This window comes from Rhodococcus sp. NPDC127527 (assembly GCF_042672245.1).
GTDB lineage: Bacteria > Actinomycetota > Actinomycetes > Mycobacteriales > Mycobacteriaceae > Rhodococcus_G.
This window is the reverse complement of the sequence record NZ_JBHXVP010000013.1, coordinates 138,990-156,769: the sequence shown is the minus strand read 5'-3', so window position 1 is coordinate 156,769 and position 17,780 is coordinate 138,990. Positions and strand designations below refer to the sequence as shown.

Here is a 17,780-nt window from a genome sequence, read left to right as displayed (position 1 = left end):
GCGGTGGACGAGATCTTCGCCCGGTCCGGTGGCGGGGCCCTGCACTACAAGTTCCCGATGCAGCGTTTCTTCCGCGACGCGCACGCCGGCATCGCGCATGCCATCCACGTGCCCGGGTCGATCTTCCACTCGTCGGCACTGACGCAGCTCGGTGGTGAGCCGCAGGGCATCCACCGCTCGATGATCTAAAGGGGTTGATGGAGAACATGTCTGACATCCGGTCACTCGGATACCTCGAGGTCCAGACGCAGGACGTCGCGCGCTGGCGCGAGCTGGTGGTCGACGGTCTCGGAATGGCGGTCGGCTCCGGTCCGGAGGCGGACGGCCTGTACCTGCGGATCGACGAGCGACGCTCGCGGCTGAAGGTCCTGCCGGGTCCGGTGGACAAGGTGCTGGCCGTCGGCTGGGAGGTGCGTGACCAGTTCGGGCTGCGGGCCGTGCGCGAGCAGCTCGAGAAGGCAGGCGTCGAGGTCCGTGAGCTCTCTCCGGAGGAGGCGGACCACCGCAGCGTCGAGCGGGCGATCACGTTCGTCGATCCCGCCGGCACGACCGTCGAGGTGTTCTTCGGGCCGGTGCTCGACCACAGTCCGGTGGTGACCCCGCACGGCGGTCGATTCGTCACCGGTGGATCGGGTCTCGGGCACGTGGTGCTGCCGACACCGTTCTTCCAGGAGACCTACGACTTCTACACCGAGGTGCTCGGATTCCTGCCCCGCGGTGCGATCCGACTCGGCGGACCGGACGCGCCGGGCCCCGCCCGCCGAGTGCGGTTCCTCGGCGTCAACCAGCGGCACCACAGCCTGGCGATCTGCCCGGCGCCGCCCACCGAGGCACCCGGCATGGTGCACCTGATGATGGAGGTCGACACCCTCGACGCCGTCGGTCAGGCGCTCGACCGGGTGAACAAGCTCGGGTTCTCGATCTCCTCGACCCTGGGCCGGCACACGAACGACAAGATGGTCTCGTTCTACGTCCGCGCACCCGGCGGCTGGGACCTCGAGTTCGGCACCGACGGCATGCTCGTCGACGAGAGCCACTTCACCGCGGAGGAGATCACCGCGGACAGCTACTGGGGCCACGACTGGTCCGGCAGCGAGCCGCTCGCGGCCTTCACCCCGAAGGCGTAGCCCCGCCGGGATCGAGCACACTGCCGAACGCGGCGGTCGCACACGATGCGGCCGCCGCGTTTCGCATTTTCGGCGAGGCCTACTCACGTGGGGCCCGCTCGCATATCGTGGACTGTCAGGATCCACCTTTCGGGAGGAGTCTGATGCCCAGTCCGTCGATGCCGGACGAGGAGCCACGTTTCGACGGGCTGCTCGCGGTGTATGTGAACTGCACGCTCAAACGCTCGCCGGAACGCAGCAATACGCAGGGGCTGATCGACCGCAGCGTCGGGCTGATGCGCGAGGCCGGGGTGGCGGTCGACCAGATCCGCGCCGTCGATCACGACATCGCGACCGGGGTGTACCCGGACATGACCGAGCACGGTTGGCCGACCGACGAGTGGCCGAGACTGTTCGAGCGCATCCTCGCGGCCGACATCCTGGTGCTGGCGGGCCCGATCTGGCTCGGTGACAACAGTTCCGTGATGAAACGGGTGATCGAGCGGCTCTACGGTTGCTCGTCGATCCTCAACGACAAGGGGCAGTACGCCTTCTACGGGCGGGTCGGGGGATGCCTGATCACCGGCAACGAAGACGGCGTCAAGCACTGCGCGATGAACGTGCTCTACAGCCTGCAACACCTGGGGTACACCATCCCGCCGCAGGCCGACGCCGGCTGGATCGGCGAGGCGGGCCCGGGCCCGTCCTATCTGGACGAGGGGTCCGGCGGGCCGGAGAACGACTTCACCAACCGCAACACCACCTTCATGACCTACAACCTCATGCACGTGGCGTCGATGATCAAGCGCGCCGGGGGAATTCCGGCATTCGCCAACCAGCGATCGCTGTGGGACGCGGGGTGTCGCCCCGACTTCGCGAATCCCGACTACCGGTAGCCCACCGACCGACGGTCCGGTGCGTCAGGCGAGCCCGAGCGAGCGCTCCAACGTCGGCCAGGCGTTGGGCAGCTGGTCCACCCAGTACGCCCAGGCGTGGGTGCCTCTCGACTCGAAATCGAAGGTCGCGGGGATGCCCAGGTCCCCGAGCCTGGACTGGAATCGTTGGGTGCAGGCGTTCGCGGCCGCCTCGATGGATCCACCGACCAGCACCCGCTCGGCGTAGCCGGACATGCCCGGTGTCTCGTAGCGGCCGGGAAGCCCCGACGCCACCGAGACGTAGATGTCCTTGCCGCGCAGCGCTTCCGCGTTGCGCACCGAGTCGTGTGCCGCCCAGCCGGGCCCGCCGACCGCACCCCAGAGGTTCCCCGGGTCGCCGCCCCTCGACGACACCGTCGACTGCACGCTGATGCGCCCGAGGTCGTCCGTCGTCGAGTAGCAACCGCTGAACACGGCGATGCCCCGGAACATCTCGGGGTGCCGGTGCGCGAGCATCATCGCCCCCTGCGCTCCCATGGACGCGCCCAACAGCGACTTGACGCCGTTGGTCTTCAGGCGGGCGTCCAGCAGGGGCGGCAGCTCCCGGGTGACGAACGTTTCCCACTTGTGCAGGCCGACATTCGGATCGATCCGGTCCCAGTCGGTGTACATGCCGGACACGCCGCCGTTGACCATCACGACGTTGACGTTCTTGTCCGCGAAGAACTTCGGTACGCCGCCGATGGTCACCCAGCCACTGGTGTCCTCGCGCGCATCGACACCCTCGAGCGCGTAGATCGACGGCCTGGGCACGGAGTTGTCCCGGGGCAGGGCGACCTCCACGCCGACGATGCGGCGCAACGCGGGCGAGGCCACCGTGAAGCGGACGAGCTGCTCGGACTTGCGTTCCTCTCCGACGATCGCCGCGGTGGTGATGTCGTCGCGGAGTGGGGGCAGCGGCGGATGCGTGTTCTGGAGCGGACCCGGGATGGTCGATCCGGCGCTGACGCTGCCGCCGTCGGAACTGGCGCCTCCGCTGCCGGTGACCAGACTCCCGCTTGCACTGCCGGAGCTGCCGGCGTCGGGTGCAGCCGTCGCCGCGCCGCCGGTCGGCAGGGTGATGAGCGAGGCGAGCGCAAGGCCGACGACGCCGACCCGGAAGCCGCGCGGCCGCGCCGGCCGTCGCGAACAGGCATCGTGCATCGATCGGTCCCCCAATTTAGTGAACGGAGCGAACCGAAAATACACCGGAACCGGACATCGGGGTGGGTAACGGGCACGGCGGCGGGAGGCAGCCTCTTGCGGACCCGGCCGCGAAACGGTAGTTCTGGGAACAGCGTCGCGTGCCGGTGACGGGCTGCGTCAGGCATGGAGGCGTCGAACCGCAAGGGGTTTCCTTGACCATCTCGTTCAACCACACCATCGTCGCTGCGAGGGACAAGCAGCATTCGGCGTACTTCTTCACCCGGCTTTTCGGACTCCCGGACCCGATCCCGGCCGGCCACTTCCTCGCCGTCCAGCTCGACAACGGAGTCACCCTGGACTTCGCCGAGCCCCCACCGCACCTCGAGGTCCAACCGCAGCATTACGCGTTCCTGGTCTCCGAGGACGACTTCGACAGCATCTACGGGCGGATCCGCGACATCGGCATGGAGCACTGGGCCGATCCGCGCCAGTCGGCGCACGGCATCAACACCAACGACGGGGGCCGGGGAACCTACTTCCTCGACCCTGCCGGGCACTATCTCGAGATCATCACCCGGCCGTACGGCTCGGGTCGATAGCGGCGCGGCCGTGGTCGTAGCCCGACTCGGTTGCGACCACGGCCGTACGCACCTACGCGCGGCCCATGAGCTTCCGGAGTCCGTCCGCGGCGGCCTGGACCAGCTTGTCCCGCGGGAACCCGGCACGCTTGACGACGGCGGGGTAGTTGCCGCCCGCCACCCACACCGGACCCTCCGCGAGATGCTCGAGGCCCTCGCGTGCGACGTCCTCCGGCTCCGCGACCAGCATGCCCGGAACGTCGAAGTTCAGTCCGGCGCGGGCCATCGCGGGGGTGCGGGTGACGCCGAGCACCAGCTCGAGCACGTGGACGCCGAACGGCTTCAGCTCGAGCCACAGTCCCTCGGCGAACACGCGGCTGAAGGCCTTCGACGCCGAGTAGATGCTCTGCTGCTCGGCGCCCATGTAGCCGGACATCGAGCCGAGCAGCATGATGCCGCCCCGGCCGCGCTCCCTCATCTTCGCGCCGAAGTGGTGCGACAGGTGCAGCTGCGAGGTGACGTTCAGGTCGATCACGCCCTGCACCTTCTCCAGGTCGCTCGTCACGAACTCGTGCCCGTAGGAGTTGGCGCCGGCGTTGAAGATGAGCAGGCCGACCTCGACGTCGGCGGTGACCCGGCGGATCCGGTCGAGGGCGTCGGGCGCGAGCAGGTCGAGCGAGAGGGTCCGGACCTCGACGCCGCGGGCACGGACCTTCTCGGCGGTCTCCTCGAGCGGTCCGGGCTTGCGTGCGATCAGCACGAGGTTCAGTCCGGCGGCGGCAAGCTCGTCCGCGAAGGCGGCTCCGACGCCCTCGGATCCGCCCGCGATGACGGCCCAGGGTCCGTACTGGTCCTTGTCGATCATTGTTCTCCTTGACGGGTCTGTTGGTTGTCGGGGACGTCGAGACGCCCCTCGATCACGGCCTGGTTGATCGAATCCTGCAGCACGCCACAGACTCTCACCTTCACGGTACGGGCCCGGGAAGGTCTGCCCTCCCGGAACTCGGCACACGAGGTCTCGGAGTCGGACGTCCACTGGATCGAGGTGTGGTGATAGCTGTTCTTCTCCACCAGGACCCGGTTCCCGCACCGGGCGCAGTCGATGGGCTGCACGTCAGACCGGCTGTGCGGCAGCGGCGGCGGCTTTCGAGGCGATGTTCGCGTCGACCTCCCGGCGCCACGCCTCGTTGGCCTTGGTGGTGTCCATCTCGAACTCGAACCGTTCGGTCATCGCCGGGTCGATGTCCGCGACGTCCACGTAGAACTGCTCGTACCAGCGGCGGAGCTGGTAGACCGGCCCGTCCTCCTCGCAGAGCAGCGGGTTCTCGATCCTGGTCTTGTTCCGCCAGATCGCCACGTCCTGCTCGAAACCGGTGGCGATGAAGTGGGTCATCCCCTTGGCCATGGACTCCGCCTCGCCCGCGGGCAGCTGGTCGGTCTTCTTGACCATCACGCCGTACATCAGCACGAACTTGTCGGGAGAGATCGGGTAGTGGCAGTTGATCAGGATCGACTCGACGTCGAAGGTGTCGTAGCGGTAGATCAGCTCGTCGATCATGAAGGACGGGCCGTGGTACGCGGCGGTGGAGTGGCTGCCCAGAAGTTTCGGCTGGGTCGGGTCGTTCGACGGGGGCCGCACGTCCTCACGGGCCAGACCCTCGAAGTACTGGATGGCGGTGTGGCCCTCGAAGATGTTCTTGAACCGGGTCGGGAAGGAGAAGTGCACGTAGAAGAAGTGCGCCATGTCGACCACGTTGTCCACGATCTCGCGGCAGTTGGTGTCGATGACGATGGAGTTCCAGACCCAGTCGGTCCACTCCGTGCCCGGCTCGTGCATCAGCGGAATCGTGACGTCGGCCGGCGGGGGGTTGCCCTCGGGGTCGTTCCACACGAACAGCAGGCCGTCCTGCTCCATGGTCGTCCAGGCGCGGGTACGGGCCAGCGGGGGGACGCGCCGCGCGTACGGGATCGCGGTGCACTTGCCCTTGCCGCCCCAGCGCCAGTCGTGGAACGGGCACGCGACCGAGTCGCCCTTGACGGTGCCCTGGCTCAGATCGCCGCCCATGTGCCGGCAGTACGAGTCGAGGGTGTTCAGCCGGCCCTCGCTGTCCTCGAACACCACCAGCTTCGTGCCGAACGCCTCGATGCCGTGGGGCTTGCCGTCGCGGAAGTCCTCGGCGAGGCCGAGGCAGTGCCACCCCCGCGCGAACCTCTCCGGTGCGGCGCCGGCATCGATCACGCGAACTTCTTCGGCTGCGGACTGCGTGCTGGTCACGGTTCATCCATCCCTTCGAACGATGCCACCCGCGGCGGCGACGGCTCTGATGATCAGTTCTCCCGAAGCTAGTGAGCCCGATTCGCCCGCAACCTCGTCGATCTCACTGGCCGGGACCGGCTGACCAGCCACATCCGTCGTCGACCGGCCACCGCGCCGCAACTAGCATCGGACGCATGGAGAACCAGGATCTCGAGCGGGTGTTGGAGCTGCTCCCCGTCGTTGCGAAGCGGGCACGGGACACCGAGGAGGCCCGCCGGGTACCCCGGGAGACGATCCGGGCGTTGACCGACGCCGGTGTCTTCCGGATGCTCCAGCCCGCGCGCTACGGCGGCACCGAATCGGACCCGGTCCGCTTCTACGAGGCCGTGCGGGCGATCTCCGGGGCCTGCGGGTCCACCGGGTGGGTCACGTCGGTGCTGGGCGTACACCCCTGGCACGTCGCCCTCTTCGACGATCGTGCACAGGCGGAGGTGTGGGGCCCCGATCCCGACACGCTGATCAGTTCGTCGTACGCGCCCGTCGGGACGATGACCCGCGTCCAGGGTGGATACGAGGTCTCGGGGGCGTGGCGGTACTCGTCCGGCGTCGACCACGCCGGATGGGCTCTGCTCGGCGGCATGCTCGTGGCCGACGACGGGAAACGGCTCGACACCACCACCATGCTCGTGCCCCGTTCGGACTTCGAGATCCGCGACGTCTGGGACTCCGTCGGCCTGCGCGGCACCGGAAGCAACGAGATCGCCGTCGAACGCGCCTTCGTGCCCGACCACCGAGTCATGCGCAACTTCGAGTTCTCGCAGCTGCGCGGCCCGGGTCAGGCCGTGAACACCGGTCCGCTGTACCGGATTCCGTTCGCGACGGTGTTCACGTTCGCGATCGCGGCGCCGGTGCTCGGCGTCGTGTCCGGCTGCTACGAGACGTACCTGGCCACCATGCGGGACCGCGTCCGGCTGAGTCTGGGCGGCGGCAGATTCGCCGACGACCAGTTCGCGCAGGTGACGGTCGGGCGGGCGTCGTCGGAGATCGACGCGTCCATCCTGCAGATGGATCGCAACCTGCGCGCCCTCATGACCGCGGCGGCGTCGGGCCGGGAGATTCCGATGCAGCTTCGTTTGCGGGCGCGCCGCGATCAGGTACTCGGGACCGAACGCGCGCTCGACGCCATCGACAAGCTGTTCAAGACCGCGGGCGGCCAGTCCCTCGAGCGCGGCAACCCGATCGAGCGGGCCTGGCGGGACGCGCACGCCGGTGGGGTGCACGTCGCCAACGAGACCGAGCGAGCCCTCGCCCTGTACGGGCGCGGGGCATTCGGCCTGCCGGTCGAGGACAACATGGTCTGACGAGGCGCCGGTTCGGCGGGCGTCAGGTCGGCGGGCCCACCTCCGTGGCGTCTGCGGTCGGCGCGGGTGCGAACCTGCGCGCCACGTTCTCCTCCGTGGATGCACCCGGCGACCACTGCGCGATCCACGGCCCGGTGCCCTCGCTCGGGTCGATCACCCCGGCCTCGAGCCAGGTGTACCGACCGTCGAGCACCGCCTCGGTGAGGGTGTGGTCGACCTCGTCCGAGTTGTCCCACAGTGCCGCGAAAAGCCGGTCGATCCGCAGCCGCGACTGGACACAGAAGGCATCGGCCAGCTCGCCCGCGGCGGCGCCCGTGCCCGCAGGCGCGTCTCCGGAGGCCTCCTCTGCGCGCTGCATCTCCGCGCGCACGCAACTGGCCGACATCGCGAACAGCTCGGCGCCGATGTCCACGATCCGGCCGAGGAACACCTGGTGCTTCTCCATGCCGGCCTGCCAGCGGGCCATGCCGTAGAACGTGGACCGGGCGAGCTTGCGGGAGTTGCGTTCGACGAAACGCAGATGTGTTGCGAGCGGACCGAACTCGTCGAACGAGTGCGGGAGCTGCCCCTTGCCGGCGACGAGGTGCGGCAGCCACTTGGCGTAGAAGCCGCTGGCGCCGAGGGCGGCCTTCGCCTTGTGCTGCAGGTCCGACTTGGGGTCGGCCAGGTCGCCGGCCGCGGCCAGGTGCGCGTCGACCGCCTCGCGGGCCACGAGCAGTCGCATGATCTCGCTGGACCCCTCGAAGATCCGGTTGATCCGCAGGTCCCGCAGCAGCTGCTCGACCGGCACCGCCCGTTCACCGCGCGCGGCGAGGGACGCGGCGGTCTCGTAGCCGCGGCCGCCGCGGATCTGGACCAGCTCGTCCGCGATCTGGCAGGCCATCTCGCTGGCCCACAGCTTCGCGAGCGCCGCCTCGATGCGAATGTCGTTGCGGCCCTCGTCGGCCATCTGCCCCGACAGTTCCAGCACCGACTCCAACGCGAACGTCGTCGCGGCGACGAACGAGATCTTCGCGGCGACCGCGCCGTGATGTCCGACCGGCCTGCCCCACTGGACGCGCTCGGCGGACCACTCGCGGGCGATCTTCAGCGCCCACTTGCCCGCGGCCGTGCACATCGCGGGAATCGCGAGACGTCCGGCATTGAGGGTGGTCAGGGCGATCTTGAGACCGTCGCCCTCGCGGCCGATCAGGTTCTCGGCCGGCACCCGGACCCGATGCATCCGAGTGACGCCGTTCTCGATTCCGCGCAGGCCCATGAAGCTGTTGCGGCGTTCGACGGTGATACCGGGGGAGTCCGCCTCCACCACGAAGGCGGAGATCCCGCCGTGGTGCCCCTCGCTGCGTGGCACGCGCGCCATCACCACCAGCAGTTCGGCGACGACGCCGTTGGTGGTCCACAGCTTGACGCCGTCGAGTTGGTAGGCGGCGCCGTCCTCGACGGGTACCGCGGTCGAGGCCATTCGCGCCGGGTCCGAACCGACGTCCGGCTCGGTGAGCAGAAACGCCGAGATGGCGCCCTTGGCGCAGCGCGGCAGGAACTTCTCCTTCTGGTCGGGCGTGCCCGCCAGCTTGAGGGGTTCCGGTACCCCGATCGACTGGTGCGCGGACAGCAGCGCGCCGACACTCGGATGCACCGACGACACCAGCATCAGCGCGCGGTTGTACGTGACCTGGGACAGCCCCAGCCCGCCGTACTGCGTCGGCACCTTGAGTCCGAAGCAGCCGAGTTCGGTCAATCCCGCGACGTACTCGTCCGGGATGCGGGAGTCCCGCTCGATCACCGCGCCGTCCAGGCTCGCGCAGTACCGCTCCAGCTTCGCCAGGAACGCGGCGGTTCTGTCCGCCTCGTCCGGCGCAGGCCGGGGGAAGGGGTGGACCAGGTCGAGCCGGAATCGGCCGAGGAAGAGCTCCTTGGCGAAGGAGGGCTTGTCCCAGCCGCTCTCGCGGGCCTCTTCGGCGACCGCTCGCGCCTGTTCCTCCGTGACCTGGGCCGGTGCAACCATGATCCGCCTCCTGGAAGGACGATCGAAGAACCTACTGGCGAGTATTCCCCTCGGTGGGGGTTTCCGAAACCCCGCCGGGCTTCCCGACACGCCGCGAACCGGCGTTCAATGAGGGCAGCACCGACACCGGAGGTGGGTGATGACCTTCTATCGGCGAGTGGGCAGCGTCCCGCCGAAACGGCACACGCAGCACCGCGACGAGGACGGCCGGCTCTACTACGAGGAGCTGATGGGCGAGGAGGGGTTCAGTTCCGACTCGTCGCTGCTCTACCACCGGCACATTCCGACCGCGATCGTGGACGCGGCGGAGTGGGACCTGCCGGACCAGACGCTCGCCCCAAACCATCCGCTGGTTCCGCGGCACCTGCGCCTGCACGACCTCCCGCACGACGACGTCCGGACGGATGCGGTCACCGGTCGCAGGCTGCTGCTCGGCAACGCCGACGTGCGACTGTCCTATGTGGTCGCCGCGGAGGAATCGCCGCTGTACCGCAACGCGATCGGAGACGAGCTGGTCTATCTCGAGTCGGGTGAGGCCCGGATCGAAACCGTCTTCGGCCCGCTCGAGGCGAGGGCGGGGGACTACGTGCTGATCCCGCGGTCCACCACCCACCTGTGGATCCCGGCCGGTTCGGAACCGTTGCGCGCATTCGTGATCGAGGCCACCGGACACATCGCTCCGCCGAAACGGTACCTGTCCCGGTACGGGCAGTTGCTCGAGCATGCCCCCTACTGCGAGCGAGATCTGCACGGCCCCGACGACCTCCTCGCGGCCGCCGAACCCGAGGTGGAGGTCCTGGTGCGGCACCGCACCGACGCCGGGGTCGTCGGCACCCGAATGGTGTACCAGCAGCACCCCTTCGACGTCGTCGGCTGGGACGGCTGCCTGTATCCGTACACCTTCAACATCGCCGACTTCGAGCCGATCACCGGTCGCGTGCATCAGCCGCCACCGGCACACCAGGTGTTCGAGGGCGCCGGCTTCGTGGTCTGCAACTTCGTTCCACGCAAGGTGGACTACCACCCGTTGTCGATCCCGGTCCCGTACTACCACTCCAACGTCGACTCGGACGAGGTCATCTTCTACGTCGCCGGCGACTACGAGGCCCGCAAGGGATCCGGTATCGGCCCCGGTTCGGTGTCGGTCCACCCCGGCGGCTGCGCGCACGGCCCCCAGCCGGGCGCCTACGAGCGCAGCATCGGTGTCGAGTTCTTCGACGAACTCGCCGTCATGGTCGACACCTTCCGGCCGCTCGGCCTCGGCGAAGGCGCGCTGGCCTGCGAGGATCGCGGTTACGCCTGGACCTGGTCGGGCAGGGGGCCGGCGCGGTGAACGGTGTGCCGCCGTTGCGCCTCGGGAGGCGACCGTGACGACCCTGCCGATCGCGGCGGACTCCCTGTTCGGTGTCGGCAACCTCCCCTACGGCGTGTTCTCCACTGCCGGAAGGGATCCGCGGGTCGGCGTGCGGGTCGGTGAGTACGTTCTCGACCTCACCCGACTACTCGGTGACGACGTCTTCGCGCAGCCGACCCTGAATGCCTTCATGACCCTGGGCAGGCGGCGGTGGTCGGCGGTGCGGGCGCAGATCGCCGGGCTGGTTGGCGGCGAGGTTGCCGACGACGCCGTGTTCCCGGTCGACGACGTGACGATGCACCTGCCCATCGCGGTGGCGGACTATGTCGACTTCTATGCCTCCGAACACCACGCCACCAATCTCGGCCGGTTGTTCCGCCCCGATTCCGAGCCGCTGACCCCGAACTGGAAGCACCTCCCGGTCGGCTACCACGGCAGGTCGAGCACCGTGGTCGTCTCCGGGACCGACATCGTGCGTCCGTGTGGTCAGCGCAAGGTCGCCGCGGATGCCGCGCCGACCTTCGGCCCGACGTGCCGCCTCGACATCGAGGCCGAGCTGGGCTTCGTCGTGGGGGTCGGGTCGCCGATGGGCACCTCGATCGGCACGGACGACTTCGCGGAGCACTGCTTCGGTGTGGTGATCCTCAACGACTGGTCGGCCCGGGACATCCAGGCATGGGAGTACGTGCCGTTGGGTCCGAATCTGGGCAAGAGCTTCGCGACGTCGATCTCGCCGTGGGTGGTGCCGTTGGTCGCCCTCGAGGCCGCGCGCATCGACACCCCGGTGCAGGACCCGACGCCGCTGCCGTACTTGCGGGGCGGCGAGAAGTGGGGCCTGGACGTCGATCTCGAGATCGAGTGGAACGGGCACGTGGTGTCCCGTCCGTCGTACAGTCGGATGTACTGGTCGCCGGCTCAGATGCTGGCGCACGTCACGGTCAACGGCGCCGCCGCGCGCACGGGCGACCTGTTCGGTTCCGGCACCGTGTCGGGCCCGGAGAAGTCTCAGCGCGGCGCGTTCGTCGAATTGACCTGGGGTGGTGCCGAACCAGTCGTGGTCGGGCGCGATCAGCGCACGTTCCTGGAGGACGGTGACGAGGTCGCCATCTCGGCGACCGCGCCGGGGCCGAACGGAACCCGCATCGGGTTCGGCGAGGTCCGCGCCCGCATCCTGCCCGCGACACGGTGAGACCTGCGGTGAACCGTATCGCCGCCACCGAGGTCAACGCGTTCCGATCACCAGTTGGTTCAACCCCTCACCACTGCCGGAGGCTCCCAGGTCCCGTCGAGAATCACCTGTTCAGGCCAGTAGGCGCGCAGGAAGAGCGTGAAGTCGGCGTCGGGGGCCGGCAGCCAGTTCGTCAGCAGTTTCGGGTCGGTGGGTGCCGGTCCGCCGACCGTCAGGGTCAGCGATCCGTCGTCGCCGTAGATGAGGTTGTGGTTCTTCGTGCCGAGTGAGTACCGGTCGAGGTCGTTGGGGTGGAAGAAGTGGTGCCGGTTGTACACGGTCAGCGACCAGAACCCGCGAACCGGTGGGACCTGTCCGGCCGCGAAGCTCACCGTGTAGGTGTTCGACCCGTGCAGGCGGGCGCCGGTGTCGTCGAGATCCTGGTAGTAGTAGACAGTTTCGTTCGGCGTGTTGACGAAGATGTTCGACTTGCCGATCGCGGTGCGCGAGAGGTAGTCGGTCCCGAACGCGGCGCCGTTGCGCTGGGTGGTCCAGTTGTGTACGACGGGGATGCCGATGTTGCGGAACTCGAACAGCTCACGCACGACGGCGTCGGTGTCGATCGCCGACCGACGGAGCGCGTCTGCGATCGCCGGGTCCCGGTCGGCGGCGTCGAGGACTGAGCGGAACCAGCCGTACAGCGCCTCCTCGCCCGGCGGTGGCGGTACCTCGTCGAGCACCTCCCCGAACACTTCGAAGAACGCCTCCGGGTCGACCCACTGGGTTTCCGTCTGACCGCTGGTGGCATCGCCGCCGCCGAACGACGCGACGTTCGACCAGTCCCGGATCTTGACCCCGCCGTCGAACTCCGACAGCGGGTACATGCTGATCCGGCTGACCAGCGGCGCGATCGCCGCGCGATCCTCCGCGGTGTCGTCCATGAACACCCGCGGGATCACCACCCCGACGCGGGTGCCGTAGCGGAACACGCCGGTGATGCCGTCCGGAACTGCGCCGTCCCACGACGTGTGCGCCAGCAGGTAGAACCCCGGTGCCGTCCCGTACATCTGGCCGAGCTCGACGAACGAGTCGGTGCGCTGGTCGACGACCTGATACACCCAGAACCGGTCGCCGAAGTCCGGAACCTGGATGATCGAGGGTCCGCGCGCGGCATCCAGAACGCCGAAGCCGTAGGCGACGTCCTGGTTCGGACACGCGACGACCCGTTCCTCCGGCCGGATGTAATCGTGCAGCATTCCGATGGTCCCCGGCGGCCCGGCGGGAACGATGCCGGCCAGCAGGCCCGGTTCCGGTAGTTGCTCCATCAGGGTCCGCCGGTTGTGCATGTTCACCAGCGCCCAACCAAACAGATACGCCGCGCTGCCCACCGCCCGCGCATACTCGACCGTCATCTTCGAACCGCTCAGACCACCAGACATCCCCGCTCCACCTTCACCATCGCGCGCGATCGAACACAGGACGAACACCAGCGACGCTAGGAGCAACCGAGCCCGATCGATTCACCCACCACAGGTGAACACCGCCAACGAGAAGCCGCGTCCAGCACCGAAGGCGATGGTGGGGGTCGACGATTCCCTCTCACTGACCGGAACTGGTCTCCGGCGGACCTCTGCAGATGCCAGAATTTAGGGTCAGTTCGATCGAAGTAAACGAAGTGGGGGACCGAAGATGCCGAGACTTGCCGAGGTACGCGACGCGGCCGAGCCGAGTTCGGTGGAACAGCGGGCGCGCTACGGCCGGATCTTGAAGGTCGCCGCACACCTGGGCGCGGAGAAGGAACTCGAGCGGGTCCAGATGCAGGAAGTCGCGAAGCTCGCGGGCGTCGCCATCGGAACCCTGTACCGCTACTTCCCGTCGAAGTCGCACCTGTTCGTCGCGGTCATGGTCAGCCAGATCGAGCGCATGGGTGACCAGCTGTCCCGGCGGTCGCGTGCGTCGATGTCGCCGGCGGACGCCGTGTACGACGCATTGCTGCAGGCAACCAGGGCGCTTCTGCGTACGCCGCTGCTGGCGAACTCGATGATCCAGTCCTCCGCGACCTCCAACGCAGCGACGATCCCCGACGTCGCGAAGATCGACCAGCAGTTCGACAAGCTGCTGCTGGACGCGGCCGGCATCGAGGAGCCGACGATCGGCGACGTCACCGTGCTGCGGCTGGTGGTGGTGTTGTGGTTCGGACTGATCCAGTCCGCGCTCAACAGCCGCGCGTCGGTCCCGGAGGTCGAGTCCGACCTGCGCATCGCCTGCGATCTGCTGCTCGGAGACCTGTCGGGCACGCCGGTCTGACCGAGGCTGCCCTCGGCAGTCTGCTCCACCTTCCTGATCTCGCTGCTCCCGCTGGGTGGGACCGTCGGCACCCCGCGCCCTCGAGAAAAATAGAATACATTTCAGAAACTGTTGTCGTCAGGGGAGTGAGCATGAGCAACGTCGTCATCGTCGAGGCCGCACGGACGCCCATCGGCCGTCGCCGCGGCCAGCTGGCCGGGGTGCACCCCGCGGTCTTGCTCGGCGCCGCGCAGAAGGCCGTCCTCGACCGCACCGGGCTGCCCGCCGACCGGGTCGGCCAGCTGGTCGGCGGCGCCGTCACCCAGGCCGGCGAGCAGTCCAACAACGTCACCCGTCAGGCCTGGCTGCACGCCGGCCTGCCGTACTCGACCGCCGCGACGACCATCGACTGCGCGTGCGGTTCCTCGCAGCAGGCCGTGCACATGGTCGCCGGGCTGATCGCGTCCGGGCAGATCGACGCCGGCATCGGCTGCGGCGTCGAGGTGATGAGCAGGGTGTTCCTCGGTCAGGCCAACGCGCCCGGCACCGGAAACCCGTACCCCGACGACTGGACCATCGACATGGGCGACCAGTTCACCTCCGCCGAGCGGATCGCCGCCAGGCGCGGCATCAAGCGCGGCGACGTCGACGCCCTCGGCCTCGAGTCGCAGCGCCGGGCCGCGCAGGCCTGGGCCGAGGGACGCTTCGATCGCGAGATCGTCCCGGTCCAGGCTCCGGTCGTCACGAAGGAGGGCGAGCCCACCGGGGAGGTCGCGACCGTGACCCGCGACGGAGGCCTGCGCGAGACCACCGTCGAGGGCCTGGCGGGCCTGAAGCCGGTCGTCGAGGGCGGCATCCACACCGCGGGCAACTCCTCGCAGGTCAGCGACGGCGCCGCCGCGGTGCTCCTGACGAGCGAGGAGAAGGCACGGGAGGCCGGCCTGCGTCCACGCGCCCGCATCCTCGCGTCCACCCTGGTCGGATCCGACCCGTACTACCACCTCGACGGCCCGATCGAGTCCACCCGGGCCGTGCTCGACCGCACCGGCATGTCGCTGTCGGACATCGACATCGTCGAGATCAACGAGGCGTTCGCCTCGGTCGTGCTGTCGTGGGCGCAGGTGCACGAGGCGGACATGAGCAAGGTCAACGTCAACGGTGGCGCGATCGCGCTCGGCCACCCGGTCGGGTCCACCGGCGCCCGGCTGATCACCAGCGCGCTGCACGAGCTCGAGCGCTCCGACCGCTCGACCGCGCTGATCACCATGTGCGCCGGTGGCGCGCTCTCGACCGCCACGATCATCGAGCGGATTTAGGCGCCTCCGGCGCCCGTGCGCGGTTAGCGAGTCCCGACGCTCACCAACCGCGCACGGGCGCGTAGCGCCTCCCTTCTACTTCTGAGGATCCTTCATGACAATCGGATTGAGTGACGAGGACCGCGAGCTCCGCGACTCCGTGCGCGGCTGGGCCGCCCGGCACGCCACCCCGGCCGCGATCCGCGCGGCCGTTGAGTCCAAGGCCGAGGTGCGCCCGACCTACTGGGGCTCGCTCGCCGAGCTCGGGATGCTGGGCCTGCACCTTCCCGAGGAGGTCGGAGGCGCCGGCTACGGCATCGTCGAGCTGGCCATCGTCGCCGAGGAGCTCGGACGTTCGATGGTTCCCGGACCGTTCCTGCCGACCGCCGTCGTCTCGACCGTCCTCCGCGCGGCCGGTCGCACCGGTGAGCTCGTGGGGCTCGCCGACGGCACCGTGCTCGGCGCGGTCGCGTTGCAGCCGGGTGATCTGAAGATCGTCCGCGGCGGCGGCAAGGTCACGCTCTCGGGCACGTCCAGCCACGTCCTCGGCGGCCAGGTGGGCGACGTGTTCGTGCTCGCGGCGGACGACGCCGGTGCGCTCGCGTTCGTCGTGGTGGAGCGCGATCGCCTCGACGTCACCGCGTTGCCGAGCCACGACGTGGTCCGCCGCAATGCCGAGGTGACCGCCGACGGGCTCGAGCTGGCGGACGGCGATGTGCTGGAGCTGGATCCGCAGCGCGTCCTCGACATCGCCGCGACGCTGTTCGCGGCCGAGGCCGCCGGTCTCGCGGACTGGGCCACCACCACCGCGGCGGACTACGCGCGGGTGCGTCAGCAGTTCGGCCGGGTCATCGGCCAGTTCCAGGGCGTCAAGCACAAGGCCGCCCGCATGTTCAGCCTCACCGAGCAGGCGCGCGTCACCGCGTGGGACGCGGCCCGTGCGATGGGCGCCGACGTGACCGCGGACGAGGCCTCCCTCGCGGCCGCGGTGGCCGGGTCGGTGGCACTCGAATCGGCGTTCCAGGCGACCAAGGACTGCATCCAGGTTCTCGGCGGCATCGGTTTCACCTGGGAGCACGACGCCCATCTCTACCTGCGCCGCGCCCAGTCGCTGCGGATCCTGCTCGGCTCCACCTCGTCCTGGAAGCGTCGGGTCGCCAGCCTCACGCTCGGGGGCGCCCGCCGTGTCCTGAGCATCGACCTGCCGCCGGAGGCGGAGCGGATCCGCGCCGATGTGCGCGCCGAACTGGCCCCTGCCGCGTCGATGACGGTCGCTGAGCGGAACGCGTACCTGGCCGAAAAGGGTTACACCTCACCGCATCTGCCCGCACCGTGGGGCAAGGGCGCGGATGCCGTCACCCAGCTGGTCATCGCCGAGGAACTGCGGGCGTCGAAGATCGAGCCGCACGACATGATCATCGGCAACTGGGTGGTCCCCACCCTCATCGCGCACGGCAACGCCGAGCAGATCGAACGGTTCGTCCCGCAGTCGTTGCGCGGCGACTTCGTCTGGTGCCAGCTGTTCTCCGAGCCCGGTGCCGGCTCCGACCTCGCGGGCCTGTCCACCAAGGCCACCAAGGTCGAGGGCGGCTGGAAGCTGAACGGCCAGAAGGTGTGGACCTCGATGGCGCGGGAGGCGGACTGGGGCATCTGCCTGGCTCGGACCGACGGCGACGCGCCCAAGCACAAGGGCCTGTCGTACTTCCTGATCGACATCGCGAACAGTGGCCTCGACATCCGTCCGCTGCGCGAGATCACCGGCGAGGCGCTGTTCAACGAGGTGTTCCTCGACGACGTCTTCGTGCCGGACGAGTGCCTGGTCGGCGAGCCCGGTGACGGCTGGAAGCTGGCCCGCACCACGCTCGCCAACGAGCGCGTCTCGCTCTCGCACGACTCGTCCCTCGGCTCCGGCGGCGAAGCCCTGCTCGACCTGGCCTCCGAGATCCCGGGCGGTCTGGACGACGAGCAGCTCACGGTTCTGGGAAAGGTGTTGTGCGACGCGCAGTCCGGGGGCCTGATGGGCCTGCGCACGACGCTGCGTTCGCTCACCGGTGCGCAGCCCGGCGCCGAGTCCTCGATCGCCAAGCTCCTCGGAGTCGAGCACATCCAGCAGGTGTGGGAGGTGGCCATGGACTGGGCAGGTCCGCGCGCACTGCTCGGTGAGCAGGACCGCCGGTCGGCCACGCAAATGTTCCTGAACTCGCAGTGCATGTCGATTGCAGGTGGTACCACCAATGTGCAGTTGAACATCATCGGCGAGCGGATCCTCGGTCTGCCGCGCGATCCTGAACCCGGAAAGTGACCTCTCAC

The 17,780-nt window shown here is 68.9% G+C and carries 14 protein-coding genes and 1 pseudogene; 10 read left to right on the top strand and 5 right to left on the bottom strand.

The window, feature by feature from the left end; all coding sequences use genetic code 11:
- The 3 genes and pseudogenes from ACFVH2_RS20590 to ACFVH2_RS20580 form a co-directional block, all read left to right on the top strand.
- Positions 1–189, top strand: a pseudogene (locus tag ACFVH2_RS20590) (hydroxylase); the annotation flags it as partial.
- A gap of 17 nt (positions 190–206) precedes the next feature.
- Positions 207–1,127 carry a biphenyl-2,3-diol 1,2-dioxygenase gene (bphC, locus tag ACFVH2_RS20585; protein ID WP_378425013.1) on the top strand — a complete coding sequence of 307 codons (921 nt, stop codon included), beginning with the start codon at positions 207–209 and terminating at the stop codon, positions 1,125–1,127.
- Positions 1,128–1,270: 143 nt separating this feature from the next.
- Positions 1,271–2,002 carry a flavodoxin family protein gene (locus ACFVH2_RS20580; RefSeq protein WP_378425015.1) on the top strand — a complete coding sequence of 244 codons (732 nt, stop codon included), beginning with the start codon at positions 1,271–1,273 and terminating at the stop codon, positions 2,000–2,002.
- A gap of 24 nt (positions 2,003–2,026) precedes the next feature.
- Here ACFVH2_RS20580 and ACFVH2_RS20575 read toward each other — a convergent pair whose 3' ends face one another.
- Positions 2,027–3,184: an alpha/beta hydrolase gene (locus ACFVH2_RS20575; protein ID WP_378425017.1), complete on the bottom strand. Its 1,158-nt coding sequence runs from the start codon at positions 3,182–3,184 to the stop codon at positions 2,027–2,029.
- A 194-nt stretch (positions 3,185–3,378) separates the two neighbouring features.
- Between ACFVH2_RS20575 and ACFVH2_RS20570 the strand changes: the two genes are divergently transcribed.
- Positions 3,379–3,765, top strand: coding sequence for a VOC family protein (locus ACFVH2_RS20570; RefSeq protein WP_378425019.1), 387 nt, complete (start codon positions 3,379–3,381; stop codon positions 3,763–3,765).
- Between the two features lie 52 nt (positions 3,766–3,817).
- Here ACFVH2_RS20570 and ACFVH2_RS20565 read toward each other — a convergent pair whose 3' ends face one another.
- Positions 3,818–4,609 carry an SDR family NAD(P)-dependent oxidoreductase gene (locus ACFVH2_RS20565; protein ID WP_378425020.1) on the bottom strand — a complete coding sequence of 264 codons (792 nt, stop codon included), beginning with the start codon at positions 4,607–4,609 and terminating at the stop codon, positions 3,818–3,820.
- 249 nt (positions 4,610–4,858) lie between these two features.
- Positions 4,859–6,019 (bottom strand): Rieske 2Fe-2S domain-containing protein, encoded by a 1,161-nt coding sequence (locus tag ACFVH2_RS20560; RefSeq protein ID WP_378425022.1) that lies wholly within the window; start codon positions 6,017–6,019, stop codon positions 4,859–4,861.
- 176 nt (positions 6,020–6,195) lie between these two features.
- On the opposite strand from ACFVH2_RS20560, the gene hsaA reads away from it, so the two are divergent.
- Positions 6,196–7,362 (top strand): 3-hydroxy-9,10-secoandrosta-1,3,5(10)-triene-9,17-dione monooxygenase oxygenase subunit, encoded by a 1,167-nt coding sequence (gene hsaA, locus ACFVH2_RS20555; RefSeq protein WP_378425024.1) that lies wholly within the window; start codon positions 6,196–6,198, stop codon positions 7,360–7,362.
- A gap of 22 nt (positions 7,363–7,384) precedes the next feature.
- Here the strand turns inward: hsaA and ACFVH2_RS20550 are convergent, their stop codons facing one another.
- Positions 7,385–9,367, bottom strand: a complete 1,983-nt coding sequence (locus tag ACFVH2_RS20550; RefSeq protein WP_378425026.1) for an acyl-CoA dehydrogenase family protein — start codon at positions 9,365–9,367, stop codon at positions 7,385–7,387.
- A gap of 139 nt (positions 9,368–9,506) precedes the next feature.
- Here ACFVH2_RS20550 and ACFVH2_RS20545 point away from each other — a divergent pair, with 139 nt between their 5' ends.
- The gene (locus ACFVH2_RS20545; RefSeq protein ID WP_378425027.1) at positions 9,507–10,700 is read left to right on the top strand and encodes a homogentisate 1,2-dioxygenase; all 1,194 of its coding nucleotides are present in this window, start codon (positions 9,507–9,509) and stop codon (positions 10,698–10,700) included.
- 34 nt (positions 10,701–10,734) lie between these two features.
- A complete protein-coding gene (gene fahA / locus ACFVH2_RS20540) occupies positions 10,735–11,910 on the top strand; it encodes a fumarylacetoacetase (protein ID WP_378425029.1) in 1,176 nt (391 codons plus the stop codon).
- A 59-nt stretch (positions 11,911–11,969) separates the two neighbouring features.
- On the opposite strand, the gene ACFVH2_RS20535 is transcribed toward fahA, so the two are convergent.
- Entirely contained in the window at positions 11,970–13,328 is a 1,359-nt protein-coding gene (locus ACFVH2_RS20535; RefSeq protein WP_378425031.1) for a DUF1214 domain-containing protein, read from the bottom strand.
- A 250-nt stretch (positions 13,329–13,578) separates the two neighbouring features.
- Here ACFVH2_RS20535 and ACFVH2_RS20530 point away from each other — a divergent pair, with 250 nt between their 5' ends.
- The 3 genes from ACFVH2_RS20530 to ACFVH2_RS20520 all read left to right on the top strand — a co-directional run bounded on the left by ACFVH2_RS20530 (position 13,579) and on the right by ACFVH2_RS20520 (position 17,772).
- A complete protein-coding gene (locus ACFVH2_RS20530) occupies positions 13,579–14,196 on the top strand; it encodes a TetR family transcriptional regulator (protein ID WP_378425032.1) in 618 nt (205 codons plus the stop codon).
- 131 nt (positions 14,197–14,327) lie between these two features.
- Complete coding sequence (locus ACFVH2_RS20525) at positions 14,328–15,491, top strand: steroid 3-ketoacyl-CoA thiolase (RefSeq protein WP_378425034.1); 1,164 nt, start codon at positions 14,328–14,330, stop codon at positions 15,489–15,491.
- Positions 15,492–15,585: 94 nt separating this feature from the next.
- Complete coding sequence (locus ACFVH2_RS20520; RefSeq protein ID WP_378425036.1) at positions 15,586–17,772, top strand: acyl-CoA dehydrogenase; 2,187 nt, start codon at positions 15,586–15,588, stop codon at positions 17,770–17,772.
- Positions 17,773–17,780: the final 8 nt, after the last annotated feature.

Bases quoted from the DNA above. Each gene is read 5' to 3' on its own strand.
- ACFVH2_RS20575 (WP_378425017.1), bottom strand. From the start codon at position 3,184: ATGCACGATGCCTGTTCGCGACGGCCGGCGCGGCCGCGCGGCTTCCGG.
- ACFVH2_RS20580 (WP_378425015.1), top strand. From the start codon at position 1,271: ATGCCCAGTCCGTCGATGCCGGACGAGGAGCCACGTTTCGACGGGCTG.
- ACFVH2_RS20525 (WP_378425034.1), top strand. From the start codon at position 14,328: ATGAGCAACGTCGTCATCGTCGAGGCCGCACGGACGCCCATCGGCCGT.
- ACFVH2_RS20530 (WP_378425032.1), top strand. From the start codon at position 13,579: ATGCCGAGACTTGCCGAGGTACGCGACGCGGCCGAGCCGAGTTCGGTG.
- hsaA (WP_378425024.1), top strand. From the start codon at position 6,196: ATGGAGAACCAGGATCTCGAGCGGGTGTTGGAGCTGCTCCCCGTCGTT.
- bphC (WP_378425013.1), top strand. From the start codon at position 207: ATGTCTGACATCCGGTCACTCGGATACCTCGAGGTCCAGACGCAGGAC.
- ACFVH2_RS20520 (WP_378425036.1), top strand. From the start codon at position 15,586: ATGACAATCGGATTGAGTGACGAGGACCGCGAGCTCCGCGACTCCGTG.
- ACFVH2_RS20565 (WP_378425020.1), bottom strand. From the start codon at position 4,609: ATGATCGACAAGGACCAGTACGGACCCTGGGCCGTCATCGCGGGCGGA.
- ACFVH2_RS20550 (WP_378425026.1), bottom strand. From the start codon at position 9,367: ATGGTTGCACCGGCCCAGGTCACGGAGGAACAGGCGCGAGCGGTCGCC.
- ACFVH2_RS20545 (WP_378425027.1), top strand. From the start codon at position 9,507: ATGACCTTCTATCGGCGAGTGGGCAGCGTCCCGCCGAAACGGCACACG.
- ACFVH2_RS20535 (WP_378425031.1), bottom strand. From the start codon at position 13,328: ATGTCTGGTGGTCTGAGCGGTTCGAAGATGACGGTCGAGTATGCGCGG.